General features: G+C 33.7%; 14 protein-coding genes. 8 read left to right on the forward strand and 6 right to left on the reverse strand.

The window, feature by feature from the left end; translation table 11 throughout:
* Window positions 1-299: 299 nt before the first annotated feature.
* The 4 genes from AABM59_RS09520 to AABM59_RS09535 all read right to left on the reverse strand — a co-directional run bounded on the left by AABM59_RS09520 (window position 300) and on the right by AABM59_RS09535 (window position 4,266).
* Window positions 300-1,691, reverse strand: coding sequence for a DUF5723 family protein (locus AABM59_RS09520; RefSeq protein ID WP_338408734.1), 1,392 nt, complete (start codon window positions 1,689-1,691; stop codon window positions 300-302).
* Entirely contained in the window at window positions 1,688-2,239 is a 552-nt protein-coding gene (locus tag AABM59_RS09525) for a hypothetical protein (RefSeq protein WP_338408735.1), read from the reverse strand. The genes AABM59_RS09520 and AABM59_RS09525 overlap by 4 nt, the downstream gene beginning before the upstream one ends.
* Before the next feature lie 106 nt (window positions 2,240-2,345).
* The gene (locus tag AABM59_RS09530; protein ID WP_338408736.1) at window positions 2,346-3,209 is read right to left on the reverse strand and encodes a hydroxymethylglutaryl-CoA lyase; all 864 of its coding nucleotides are present in this window, start codon (window positions 3,207-3,209) and stop codon (window positions 2,346-2,348) included.
* A gap of 37 nt (window positions 3,210-3,246) precedes the next feature.
* Window positions 3,247-4,266, reverse strand: a complete 1,020-nt coding sequence (locus AABM59_RS09535) for a quinone-dependent dihydroorotate dehydrogenase (protein ID WP_338408737.1) — start codon at window positions 4,264-4,266, stop codon at window positions 3,247-3,249.
* A 133-nt stretch (window positions 4,267-4,399) separates the two neighbouring features.
* Between AABM59_RS09535 and prmA the strand changes: the two genes are divergently transcribed.
* From prmA to AABM59_RS09560, 5 genes are all read left to right on the forward strand, one after another.
* Window positions 4,400-5,233 carry a 50S ribosomal protein L11 methyltransferase gene (gene prmA / locus AABM59_RS09540; RefSeq protein ID WP_338408738.1) on the forward strand — a complete coding sequence of 278 codons (834 nt, stop codon included), beginning with the start codon at window positions 4,400-4,402 and terminating at the stop codon, window positions 5,231-5,233.
* Between the two features lie 19 nt (window positions 5,234-5,252).
* Window positions 5,253-5,864, forward strand: a complete 612-nt coding sequence (locus AABM59_RS09545) for a class I SAM-dependent methyltransferase (protein ID WP_338408739.1) — start codon at window positions 5,253-5,255, stop codon at window positions 5,862-5,864.
* A 46-nt stretch (window positions 5,865-5,910) separates the two neighbouring features.
* The gene (locus AABM59_RS09550) at window positions 5,911-6,186 is read left to right on the forward strand and encodes an ATP-dependent Clp protease adaptor ClpS (RefSeq protein WP_338408740.1); all 276 of its coding nucleotides are present in this window, start codon (window positions 5,911-5,913) and stop codon (window positions 6,184-6,186) included.
* A 75-nt stretch (window positions 6,187-6,261) separates the two neighbouring features.
* Window positions 6,262-7,527, forward strand: coding sequence for a sterol desaturase family protein (locus AABM59_RS09555; protein WP_338408741.1), 1,266 nt, complete (start codon window positions 6,262-6,264; stop codon window positions 7,525-7,527).
* Between the two features lie 14 nt (window positions 7,528-7,541).
* Entirely contained in the window at window positions 7,542-8,243 is a 702-nt protein-coding gene (locus AABM59_RS09560) for a lysoplasmalogenase (RefSeq protein ID WP_338408742.1), read from the forward strand.
* 19 nt (window positions 8,244-8,262) lie between these two features.
* Here AABM59_RS09560 and AABM59_RS09565 read toward each other — a convergent pair whose 3' ends face one another.
* Both AABM59_RS09565 and AABM59_RS09570 read right to left on the reverse strand, forming a co-directional pair.
* Window positions 8,263-8,676, reverse strand: coding sequence for a DUF6691 family protein (locus tag AABM59_RS09565; protein ID WP_338408743.1), 414 nt, complete (start codon window positions 8,674-8,676; stop codon window positions 8,263-8,265).
* 2 nt (window positions 8,677-8,678) lie between these two features.
* A complete protein-coding gene (locus AABM59_RS09570) occupies window positions 8,679-9,236 on the reverse strand; it encodes a YeeE/YedE thiosulfate transporter family protein (protein ID WP_338408744.1) in 558 nt (185 codons plus the stop codon).
* A gap of 146 nt (window positions 9,237-9,382) precedes the next feature.
* Here AABM59_RS09570 and AABM59_RS09575 point away from each other — a divergent pair, with 146 nt between their 5' ends.
* The 3 genes from AABM59_RS09575 (at window position 9,383) to AABM59_RS09585 (ending at window position 11,715) form a co-directional block, all read left to right on the forward strand.
* Window positions 9,383-9,835 carry a 2-dehydro-3-deoxyphosphooctonate aldolase gene (locus AABM59_RS09575; RefSeq protein ID WP_338408745.1) on the forward strand — a complete coding sequence of 151 codons (453 nt, stop codon included), beginning with the start codon at window positions 9,383-9,385 and terminating at the stop codon, window positions 9,833-9,835.
* A gap of 61 nt (window positions 9,836-9,896) precedes the next feature.
* A complete protein-coding gene (gene kdsA, locus AABM59_RS09580) occupies window positions 9,897-10,715 on the forward strand; it encodes a 3-deoxy-8-phosphooctulonate synthase (protein WP_338408746.1) in 819 nt (272 codons plus the stop codon).
* 187 nt (window positions 10,716-10,902) lie between these two features.
* Window positions 10,903-11,715, forward strand: a complete 813-nt coding sequence (locus AABM59_RS09585; protein WP_338408747.1) for a hypothetical protein — start codon at window positions 10,903-10,905, stop codon at window positions 11,713-11,715.
* The last annotated feature ends 445 nt before the right edge of the window (window positions 11,716-12,160 follow it).

Below are 12,160 nucleotides of genomic sequence, written 5' to 3' on the forward strand. Positions count from 1 at the left end.
GTAACCAATGTTTTTTTAACGTTAATTGCTTCTAATATCTTCTTGACATTGGCAAATCGTTCTTTCTATTATTCCATATTTACTACCATTCAATACAAAAACAATCTGGTTTTGATAATTAGTGGAATCCCGGTTTTAATCACTAATTTTGTTTTATTTATCTCTGTATTCTCCCATTTTTTTATGTTTGATAAAGTGTCTGTTTTTCAAACAATACTGCGAGTTTTAGAGGGGTTTTGTTTCGGTGATTTGGATCGAAATTTACGAAGCTTTTAAACGAATAAAATAAAATCTTGTTTTTAATCCGGTACATTTTTGTCTGGGAAGATGATATTAAAACCCAATTGGAATGAAAAACTATTTGCTTTGGAAACATCCCGATATTCCAAAAGGTTATCAGCAAGAACATAAAAATTCACTTTTCCGATGGTAGTCGACAATCCTAATCCAATGTTTTTAACCGAAAACGAATCTAATGTATACGTTGTCTTCATTTCTATAGAATCGAAAATTTGCCTTCTATAATAAGCCGTAAAAGCCAGAAAAGGCATTCGTGGTGTTGACATGGCAAACAATTGGGCGCCAACAGAATTTTTGTATTTTATTTCATTTCCGGTGCAATTACATTCCGAATTCATGCCATCGCCAAAAGAATATTGAATCGAAGAATTGAACTTTGCAGGTCGCCAAGTAGTATATTTATTATGCAAATTATCTAACGGAATGGCATCCTGAAATTCTTTATAGATATTATTTGCAGTTCCTGCAATAACGTTAGGTGTTAAACCTTTGTAATTATAAGTCCCCCTTAAACTATAGTTTTCTACTTCTTTGGTGTGTTTTATAAAACCAACGTCTACGATACTGGCTGTAAACTGAATATTTTTTTTGGGATAATAAGTAAGTCCTGCATCAAAACCTAAACCTAGATTACCTCCAAAAAAAGTTTTTTTCTTAATATCGCTTTGAGCATTCCCCGAATAATTTCGAGTATAATTCAAAAAACCCGAAGTGTTAACTTGAATATTTGAATAAATTACTTGGTCATAAACAGAATTAGTAGACGATTGGATGGTATAAAAATAACCTGAATTTTGGGTTGAAGTAAGATTAAAAATACTCGAATAAATTTTCCCTCGAACTCCTACAATCAATTTATCGCTTATGTTTTTATGGTAACCTAAATGAAAAACCGAAAGCATTTCACCTTTCACATTCAAATCGCTAAGATTAAAAATTTTACCCAAATAATTTTGATTTCCGTCTAAAGCGAGTATCGCAGGATCTTTAGGCATGTAAGCCAAAACGTCTAATTCTTGGTACATTCCGAAAGAAATATAGGCGCTTTTTTGCCAATCACCCATTTTGAAACCACCACTAAAAAGTTCAATTTGCTCATTTACTGCCAATTTATCTCTCCTTGAAGTTGAGAAAACTACATTTCTCAATTTGGTATTAAAATCAACTCCATTATTAGCAAATAAATCATAGGTAGAAAAACCGCTAGAGCCAATATTTGCAGAGATCCCTGAAAGCAAAGGAACGCCCACAAACCACTGATATTTAACTTCCGAACCCGGATTAGTCATCAAAGATTGTGGCACTGAAGTGAAGTTATATAAAATCTGCTTGTTTTGGGAGAAGCAATTAATTGATGCCAATATAATTATAATAAAACGTAATTTTCTCATTGTACAGTTAAATAAACAGTGGCACTTGAACACAGTTTTAAACTTCCTAAACTACTTTCGCTCAAAGCAATACCTGGTAACATTGTAACTGTAAAACCAATTCTTTTAGTAGCTTTTAATAGATCAAGTGTTGCGTTTTGAAATATTTCGTTTTTGGTTACCAAATTTGTTTTACCGGCATAAGCTGGAACGTCAAAACTAATCTTATAAACTGGTAAATTATTAGTATCAAAAAAATACAAATTGATTTTATAAACTCTACTTATAGTATTATTAATCTCAAAAAACAGATCAGCTTTTGTCAAGCTTTTATTAAAAAAAGCATCTCTAAAAATGTCAAAAGTTATTACTGCACCAGATATAGTTTGTTCAGTACCATTAGTAACAAATTCTTTTGCAGGTACATCAAAAGAGGCAAAATTCACAACAGATACAGGAGTAATTTTTAGAGTATTGACCTGATTAAAGTCTAAATTACTGGTACATGAAAGAGAAAAAAGTGTTAAGATAAAAACTCCTAGAATCCTTTTATTAAAAACCTTTTGCATTATATTCGATTTTATTAATCTTCAACTGGATTGTTAATAACAACGTCTATTTTTTATAATTATTATTTGATAATCCCTGTTATTAGACTATCGCAAATATAAGATTCTAATGAAAGCTACCAAATAATTTTGAAGCTTCATTATAGGCACTTTCAAAACTCATTGCCTGTAAATTTGTATCTTCTTTTTTTGCCGTGAAAAAGGATAATAATTTTTCTGTGGGCATATTACCCGTCAAATCATCTTTAGCCATTGGGCACCCGCCAAAACCTTGAATAGCACCATCAAAACGACGACAACCAGCATTATAAGCGGCATCAATTTTCTCAAACCATTTGTCTGGCGTGGTGTGCAAATGGGCGCCAAATTCAATCTTGGGATATTTTGGAATTAAATGAGAGAATAAATACTGAATTACATCTGGTGTTGAACTACCAACCGTATCAGAAAGTGAAAGAATTTTTACGCCCATATTGGATAATTTTTCTGTCCAGTTACCTACTATTTCCATACTCCAGGGATCTCCATATGGATTCCCAAATCCCATCGAAAGATAGGCTACCACTTCTTTATTACTTTTGTCGGCAATCTCAAGAATTTCCTGTAAAGTCACTAATGATTCGGCGATAGTTTTGTGGGTATTCCGCATTTGAAAATTCTCCGAAATCGAAAATGGAAATCCTAAATATTGAATGGGTTGATGTAGCGAAGCCGCAATTGCACCTTGTGTATTAGCAATTATAGCCAATAATTTACTTTTTGTTTGTGATAAGTCGAGTTGCGCTAAAACCGCTGCGGTGTCCTGCATTTGTGGAATGGCTTTGGGCGAAACAAAACTCCCAAAATCAATTGTGTCAAAACCCACACGCAACAAGGACTGAATGTAAGCCACTTTTCTTGCTGTAGGAATAAAAGTCTTTATTCCTTGCATAGCATCTCGCGGACATTCTATAATTTTTATTGCTCCCATTGAAGCACAAATATAAGAAAGTTTAAAGATTTAAAGTTTAAAGATTTTTCAAAATTGCTTCATTAATATTCTTAATCAAAACGGGGCCTTCGTATATAAATCCAGTATAAATTTGAATTAAACTGGCTCCGGCTTCGAGTTTTTCGATTGCGTCTTCGGGGGAATGGATCCCTCCTACTCCAATAATTGGAAATGCTTTATTGCTTTTTTCGGAAAGGAAACGGATGACTTCAGTAGCGCGTTTGCCTAATGGTTTTCCGGACATTCCGCCAATTTTTTCTTTGTTTTCGGATTGCAATCCTTCACGAGACAAAGTCGTATTGGTTGCTATAACTCCGGCAATTTTGGTTTCCATTACAATATCAATAATATCTAATAATTGCGTATCCGTCAAATCGGGAGCAATTTTTAACAGAATAGGTTTTTGCTTTGGCTTAGTCAAATTCAAAGTTTGCAAAGTTTGCAATAATAATTTAAGAGGGTCTTTTTCTTGTAATTCTCTCAGATTTGGGGTATTCGGCGAGCTTACATTGACCACGAAATAATCAACATAATCATATAAAGCATCAAAGCAGATTACGTAATCATCGACCGCATTTTCGTTTGGTGTCAATTTATTTTTGCCAATATTACCTCCAATTAGCACGCCCTTGTTTTTCTTCAATTTTTCTACCGCTTTCAAAACCCCTATATTATTGAAACCCATTCTGTTAATGATGGCGTTATCCTCTTTCAAACGAAACAATCGTTTTTTTGGATTACCCTCCTGCCCTTTAGGCGTTAGCGTTCCTATTTCAATGAAACCAAAACCAAAATCAGACAACTCTTTATATAAGGAAGCATCTTTATCAAATCCTGCAGCTAAACCGACGCGGTTTTTAAACTTCAGTCCAAAAACTTCTGTTTCTAATCGCTTGTCTTCAACAACATATAGGAATTTAAAAAGTGATGAAATTCCAGGTATTTTGGACAGAGTACGAATGAGAGAAAAGGTAAAATAATGAACTTTTTCCGGATCAAACCAAAAAAGAATTGGACGTATCAGTAGTTTGTACATAATAGTAGTTAGTTGTTTTGCAAAAGTAGGATTCTCTATCGAATTTTAAATCCATTTAGTCAAATTAATTTAAGTCTGCAGCTTCAAGAATAATTCCAAAACAACATATTTAGTTACCTTTGCAAAAAAAATTATGTCAAATATATATTTAGGATTTCATTTTACGGTTGAACCAAAAGAACTAGGTTCTGAAATTCTTATTGCTGAACTAGGCGAATTGCCTTTCGAAAGCTTTATCGAAAGTGATTTAGGCATTGTAGCTTACATTCAAAAAGACCTTTATACAGAAAACAGCTTAGATGATTTATTCATTTTACAATCTCCCGAATTTACAATTTCTTATATAATGGAAGAAATTGACCCAGTCAACTGGAACGAAGAATGGGAAAAGAATTTTGAACCCATTGATGTGGATGGAAACTGTCACGTTCGTGCTCCTTTTCATCCAAAAACAGATGCCGAATTTGACATTATAATTGAACCAAAAATGAGTTTTGGAACCGGTCATCACGAAACCACGCATATGATGATTCAGCATTTACTGGAAATAGATGTAACGGGAAAGAAAACCTTAGATATGGGTTGCGGAACGGCAATTTTAGCCATTCTTGCCGAAATGAAAGGGGCTCAACCTATTGATGCCATTGACATTGACAACTGGTGCTACTTAAATTCCATCGAAAATGCGGAACGCAATAATTGTCAGCAAATTACCGTTTACGAAGGAGAAGCTGCTTTGTTGAAAGACAAAAAATACGACTTGGTTATTGCCAACATAAACCGAAATATTCTTTTGAACGACATGCAAAGTTATGTGGATTGCTTAAATCCAAATGGCACACTGCTTTTAAGTGGTTTTTATGAAGAAGATATTCCTTTTATAAATGCTTCTTGCACAGAAAAAGGATTAACATATGTTAAAAAGTTCGAAAGAAACAATTGGGTATCCTTAAAATACGTAAATTAGTATTTAGAAATTGAAGCGAATGGAAATCGACAGAAAAAATCATTGGGAGGCCGTTTATGAAACCAAACAACCAAACGAAGTAAGTTGGACCCAAGAAATACCTAAAACTTCGCTTGATTTCATTAACGAAACCCAAATGGGGAAGTCCGCAAAAATCATCGATGTAGGTGGAGGCGATAGCAAATTAGTCGATTTCTTATTAGATCAGGGCTATGAAAACATTACTGTTTTGGATATTTCGGGAAAAGCATTAGAAAGAGCAAAAAAAAGACTTGGTAAAAATGCCGAAAAAGTAAACTGGATTGTTTCTGACATTGCTGAATTCAAACCGGATATCTCTTATGATATTTGGCATGACCGAGCAACATTTCACTTCTTGACCACTCCAGAAAAATTAAAAACGTATGTCGAAATCACTGAAAAATGGGTTACTAATTTCCTAATAATTGCGGCTTTTTCGGAAAAAGGCCCAACGAAATGTAGCGGCTTAGAGATTAAACAATACTCAGAATTGGAACTTGAAAATCAATTTTCGAATCGTTTCAAAAAATTAAAATGCGTTCAAGAAGATCATATAACTCCTTTTGAAACTTCTCAAAACTTTACATTCTGTGTTTTTGAAAAGGGGTAATAAAGCATCCTGTATTTTTTTTTAAAACCTATAAACAATTAAAAAAATGAGTACTAAAGAAAAAATAAAAGAGAAAATTAGTCTAAAAGAGGCAACGTCAATAAACAACGAAATTATAGTTTATAACGATGAAGTAAACACTTTTGATCACGTCATAGATACCTTGATTCGGGTTTGCGAACACACTCCAGAGCAAGCAGAACAATGCTCATTAATAGTGCATTACAACGGAAAATGTGCCGTAAAAACAGGAACTCTTGACAAACTAAAACCACTTTGTACTCAATTACTCGAAGCTGGTTTGAGTGCTGAAATTAATTAAAAAAGGGTTATAATTTTAGGAATTCATTATATTGATAATTAATTTTATTATATATTCGCAAAAAAATATGTGATTATGGCAGAATATGGTAGGATTTTAGTGATAGTAATGATAGTCTTTTTATTTCTAGTGATGATAGAAAAAATTTACGGTTATTATAAAGGGGAAGATACAGCACCGTATATGGACTCTGTTTCTAGTATAAGTGCCGGAATGATATTTTCAGTTAAAGCTGTTTTAAACATTAGCGTTTCATTATTAACTTATGGATGGCTTTATAATAATGTAGCCATTTTCCAACTAGAGGCAAATATTTTGGCTTTTGTAATAGCTTTTATCACAATCGATTTTTATGGTTATTGGACCCATCGAATTGCTCATCAAGTGAATTTTTTCTGGAATCATCATGTGATTCATCATAGCAGTGAAGAATTTAATTTGGCTTGTGCTTTGCGTCAACCAGTTTCTTTATTTGTAAAATTCTTTACCTTTATATTACTTCCTGCAGCATTTCTTGGTGTTCCGCCAGTTGTGATGGCAGTTGCCATTCCAATTCAATTTTATTCTCAATTTTGGTATCATACCCGTCATATAAAAAAGATGGGGTTTATTGAAAAAATTCTTGTTACACCTTCGCATCATAGAGTACATCACGCCATAAATCCTGAATATATGGATAAAAACCATTCGCAAATATTTATTATTTGGGATAAGTTGTTTGGTACTTTTCAGGAAGAATTAGATACTGTTCCGGCCATTTTTGGCGTTACTAGACCCGCACAGACTTGGAATCCTATTCGAATTAATTTTCAGCATATTTCATTGCTAATTTTGGATGCTTGGAGAACAGAAAAATGGGAAGAAAAATTTACCATTTGGTTTAAACCAACAGGTTGGCGTCCAGAAAATTTCGAAATAAAATATCCTGTAAACAAAATTGAAAATGTATATGACTTTAAAAAGTATGGAACCCAGCACTCTAAAAAATTGATGTATTGGGCAATTGCTCAAATGATTTTTACTTTATTGGCTATTACTTATATGTTTAACAATATTGCTCTCATTGGCTTGCCAAATGTATTTATCTACGGCGCATTTATTTTCATTACTGTTTCCAGTTATACTGAATTAATGGATACTAGAAGGTTTTCTATTTTTTGGGAATCCCTAAGATTTGTTTTTGGAATAGGAATTATTTTATATCTTGGAGATTGGTTTGGATTAAATCAAATTTTTTCTTTTGCAAATTATGTAATAATTAGTTATTTGACTTTTTCACTCCTAATTACTATATATTTTGTAAGTACTGATTTTGAAAAAGAAAAAATAGCAATAGCATAACTATGAACCAACCTATGAAAAATAAATTAATATCAGTAAGTTTTATTAGTTATAGTGCCATTTATCTTTTGATAATTCTCTTAGGACTAGAAGATATAACTTGGTATATGAAACCTTTTCTAATTCCTTTTTTATTGTATTTAGTATATACATTTGAAAATTTTCCAACAAAAAATATTCTTTTAACAGCATTGCTTTTTTCATGGATTGCTGCTCTAATATTTCTATTTACATACAAAGGAAAAATATATTTTACATTTGGTTTAATTGCCTTCCTTTTTTCACATGTTATTTATATTGTGTTATTTAACAAGCAATTAAAAATCAAAGAATTTAAATTTAATTCCATTTTTATTGCTGGAATTGTAGCGATTCTAATCTATTTATTCATTCTAATAAATCTTTTACTACCCGGTTTAGATACTTTAAAAATCCCAGTTATACTTTACGCAATTGTAATATCTTCTATGCTATTATTTGCGTTTAAGGGCAGTTTACAGTGGCAAAATCCTGCTAATATGTATGTTTTATTAGGCGCATTTATTTTTGTTTGCTCAGACAGTATTTTGGCAATCAACAAGTTTTACACTGAATTGCCCTATGCTTCCTTCTGGATAATGTCGACTTATTTGGTCGCACAATTTTTAATCGTAACTGGCATCCTGCGTTTAAACAAACAAAAAACAGCATCTCCTTTTAACGAAAATGCTGTTTAACATATCAATCGGAACAAAGTTAGTGAGGCAGTTTATCTCGTAACAATCCGTATAAAAAAGTACCAAAAAGCGCTCCAAAAAGAACGATAATCACAGGTAGGAAACCCGCTCCAAGCAAGATGAAAATTGGACCGGGACAAGAACCTACAAGCGCCCAACCCAATCCGAAAATTATTCCACCAATCCAAAATCGAGTAGAACCGGGTTCTTTATCAAGAATTACTATGGGCAATCCTTTGATATTTTTTATGTTTTTTCGTTTTATAATTTGAATTCCTATAACTCCAGTTAGGATAGCAACCATAATAATTCCGTACATATGAAACGACTGAAACTGGAACATTTCGTAAATTCTATACCAAGAAACAGCTTCGGATTTTGTCAAAACAATTCCGAAAACAAATCCAACGAATAAATATTTTAATGCATTCATAATTAAAAAATTAAGGGTAAAATAAAATGAGTCATAATCAATCCGCCGATGAAAAATCCGATGACGGCTTTCAGTGATTTAATCTGAAAATTACTCAGTCCAGAAATGGCATGCCCTGAGGTACAACCGCCGGCATAGCGCGCACCGAAACCAATCAAAATACCACCACCAATCAATAAAAAAATCATCTTTGGTGATTGAAAAATAGTATTCCCAAATAGGGTGTCCGGTAACAATTTTCCGTTTGGAGCATCGATTCCAAGTTGGGCAAGTTGGGCAATCGTTTTTGGATTAATCGAAACATTAGACGCATCACTCATGAAATGAGCAGCGACAAAACCACCAAAAATAGCCCCTACAACCACCAGCATATTCCAGCGTTGTAATTTCCAATCAAAATCAAAAAAAGACACTCGCTTACCAATGCCAGTCATCGAACACAGCGTGCTCAAATTAGAAGACATACCAAATCCTTTTCCGAAATAAATTAAGCAAAGCATCACCATTCCTATCAAAAAACCAGAAACGTACCAAGGCCAAGTTTGAAAAATAATATCCATAACATTTATTTTATTTGGCGAAAATAGGAATTCTAATTTTTATAAGCCTAATAATTAACTCCTAATTGTTTGTTTATGGTAATAATACCGTTTAAATTTGTTATTTAAATTGGATTCTAACAAGCCAAAACTAATCATACAGATTCATGAAAAAAATAGTGCCTTTTCTCATTTTAATATTCATTTTCACTTCCTGTGTAAGCACCAAATCTACTCTAAAAAATACAGATGATAATGCTCCAATGCTAAAACTAGTTACCTACAATACTTTTGCTATAACAGCTTATAGCCAGGACAAAAAATACGGTTACGACCCTGATTACCCTATCAATATATTTTATAGCGATACCAGAAACGAAACCATAAACCAGCAACGTTTTTTGAATGCTTTGGCTGGACCAAAAGGCGAAAAAATAACATACACCAAATTAGAAAGCTGCTGTCCGTTCCCCACAAAAAGGAGCGAAATGGGAGCAGGTTTGCTCGATGTGTACCAATTAAGATGGGAAGGACAACGAAGTCCTATCACGCTCTATTTGAATATCTACGAAAAAGGAGTACTCATGGTTCCTGTTGGGCTAACTTTGAATAAAAATTAATCCTAAATCCTAAATAGTATAACGCAAAACCTAACTATCTTTGCCCTTTCAAAAACACACTATGAACCTACACACTATTCCACAAATAAAACATACTCAAAGCGGCAACTTCTTTCTATTAGCAGGTCCTTGCGCTATCGAAGGAGAAGAAATGGCGATGCAAATTGCCGAAAAACTAGTTGGTATTACAGCTAAATTAGAAATCCCTTTCGTTTTTAAAGGATCTTTCAAGAAAGCCAATCGTTCTAGAATTGATAGTTTTTCAGGAATTGGCGATGAAAAAGCCTTGCGAATTCTGCGAAAAGTTTCGGAGACATTTGGAGTTCCTACCGTTACCGACATTCACACCAATGAAGACGCCATTAGGGCTGCTCAATATGTTGATGTGTTGCAAATCCCAGCTTTCTTAGTTCGTCAAACAGATTTACTTGTGGCTGCTGCCAATACTGGAAAAGTAATCAACCTGAAAAAAGGACAATTTATGAGTCCTGAAAGCATGAAACACGCCGTGCAAAAAATACTCGATTGCAACAACCAAAACGTAATGGTAACCGATCGCGGAACCATGTTTGGCTACCAAGACATGATTGTTGATTTTCGGGGAATTCCTACCATGCAACAATATGCCAGTACCGTTCTTGACGTTACACATTCCTTACAACAGCCTAACCAAACGGCAGGTGTAACCGGAGGAAGACCCGATATGATTGAAACCATTGCCAAAGCAGGAATCGCTGTAGGTGTTGATGGAATATTTATAGAAACTCATTTTGACCCAGCTAACGCAAAAAGTGATGGCGCAAATATGCTGCATTTAGATTATTTCGAAGCTTTAATGACCAAGTTAGTTGCTATAAGAAAAACAATCAATCAATTCTAAAAAACAAGTTTACTCTAAATCATCAATGCCAATTCAGTATTAAACAGCATTCAAAAGTGTAATTTTTACAACTAGATTAAACTTGTATTCATTTCGATTACAAAACTAATTTTCAATAAAAAAACCATAAACACTTAATAATAACAATCTACCATTGAAAAAATTAATTTTATTATCTGTCTTTTTTATGATTTGCTTGACCTTTAAAGGCTTTGCACAAGAACAAATTAAAACACAAGAAAAATACACCGCGCACAACAAAGGAAAGTTTTTTGTTTCTTGGGGAGGCAATAGAGAAGTATATTCAAAATCAGATGTGAATTTTCGTGGTGCCAATTACGATTTTACCATTGCGAATATGGCTGCACACGACAAACCAAAAGGCTGGCATATAGATTATATCAATCCTACTCGAATGACAATTCCGCAAACAAATTTCCGAATAGGATATTTCTTTTCAGATCATTACAGCATAGCTATTGGAGTAGATCACATGAAATATGTAATGACACAAAATCAAACAGCAAATGTATCAGGACATATAGATATTCCACTTCCTTTTGCAGGAATCTACAACAATACCCCAACGCAAATGGCGGAAGCGTTTTTGAAGTACGAACACACCGATGGATTAAATTACATCAACACTGAAATTTCAAGACACGATGATATTTCCTCCGTATTCAAAATAGAAAACACCGATAAAATACAAGTTAATTTAACCCAGGGAATAGGTTTTGGGTTATTATACCCAAAAACAAACACCACACTTTTAGGAAAACAACGCCACGATGATTTTCATATTTCTGGTTACGGCACCTCGGTAAAATCGGGGTTAAACGTTACTTTCCTAAAGCATTTTTACATACAAGGAGAGCTTAAAGCAGGTTACATAAACATGCCTAATATTCGTACCACACAAAGTACCGATGATAGCGCTTCACAACACTTTTTATTCTTTCAAAGATTAATCGCTTTTGGTGGCGTTTTTAAAATTTAAACAACAACAAACATCCATTTAAAGAAGCTTAATTCAAAGCCTCTTTTTTTTGGGTTATACTTTAATAAAATCCCCTATTTTATTACAACATTAACATCCCAAAATACGGCAATTCAAAGCCAACTTAATATTTTGGGCGTGACCAGCGACTACTATCGTTACCGCTTGGTAGGGCTATACGTTATACCCGAGCGAAGCGAACTGATGAAGTAATCTCCCGAAAACGGGAGGACTTTCACTGCTATCCCTCACGCAAAAAAACTGCTAAACCACAACAATATTAGTAACCCACCATTCTGTACGAGAAGTCTTTGTTGGAGATAAAAAGGCCTTTTGATGATTTGTAAGAAAAAAAAATGAATATATTAGCTAAATAAATAACAGCCTCTTTTATGGCACAAAGCCGCCCGGTTTTGTGCAGATTGGAGCCATTTTATGGCACCTA

It is taken from the genome of uncultured Flavobacterium sp. (assembly GCF_963925185.1).
Taxonomy (GTDB): Bacteria; Bacteroidota; Bacteroidia; order Flavobacteriales; family Flavobacteriaceae; genus Flavobacterium.

Excerpts from the sequence above, each read along its gene's own strand:
- AABM59_RS09520 (WP_338408734.1), bottom strand. The coding sequence starts at position 1,691 with ATGAGAAAATTACGTTTTATTATAATTATATTGGCATCAATTAATTGC.
- AABM59_RS09525 (WP_338408735.1), bottom strand. The coding sequence starts at position 2,239 with ATGCAAAAGGTTTTTAATAAAAGGATTCTAGGAGTTTTTATCTTAACA.
- AABM59_RS09530 (WP_338408736.1), bottom strand. The coding sequence starts at position 3,209 with ATGGGAGCAATAAAAATTATAGAATGTCCGCGAGATGCTATGCAAGGA.
- AABM59_RS09535 (WP_338408737.1), bottom strand. The coding sequence starts at position 4,266 with ATGTACAAACTACTGATACGTCCAATTCTTTTTTGGTTTGATCCGGAA.
- prmA (WP_338408738.1), top strand. The coding sequence starts at position 4,400 with ATGTCAAATATATATTTAGGATTTCATTTTACGGTTGAACCAAAAGAA.
- AABM59_RS09545 (WP_338408739.1), top strand. The coding sequence starts at position 5,253 with ATGGAAATCGACAGAAAAAATCATTGGGAGGCCGTTTATGAAACCAAA.
- AABM59_RS09550 (WP_338408740.1), top strand. The coding sequence starts at position 5,911 with ATGAGTACTAAAGAAAAAATAAAAGAGAAAATTAGTCTAAAAGAGGCA.
- AABM59_RS09555 (WP_338408741.1), top strand. The coding sequence starts at position 6,262 with ATGGCAGAATATGGTAGGATTTTAGTGATAGTAATGATAGTCTTTTTA.
- AABM59_RS09560 (WP_338408742.1), top strand. The coding sequence starts at position 7,542 with ATGAAAAATAAATTAATATCAGTAAGTTTTATTAGTTATAGTGCCATT.
- AABM59_RS09565 (WP_338408743.1), bottom strand. The coding sequence starts at position 8,676 with ATGAATGCATTAAAATATTTATTCGTTGGATTTGTTTTCGGAATTGTT.
- AABM59_RS09570 (WP_338408744.1), bottom strand. The coding sequence starts at position 9,236 with ATGGATATTATTTTTCAAACTTGGCCTTGGTACGTTTCTGGTTTTTTG.
- AABM59_RS09575 (WP_338408745.1), top strand. The coding sequence starts at position 9,383 with ATGAAAAAAATAGTGCCTTTTCTCATTTTAATATTCATTTTCACTTCC.
- kdsA (WP_338408746.1), top strand. The coding sequence starts at position 9,897 with ATGAACCTACACACTATTCCACAAATAAAACATACTCAAAGCGGCAAC.
- AABM59_RS09585 (WP_338408747.1), top strand. The coding sequence starts at position 10,903 with ATGATTTGCTTGACCTTTAAAGGCTTTGCACAAGAACAAATTAAAACA.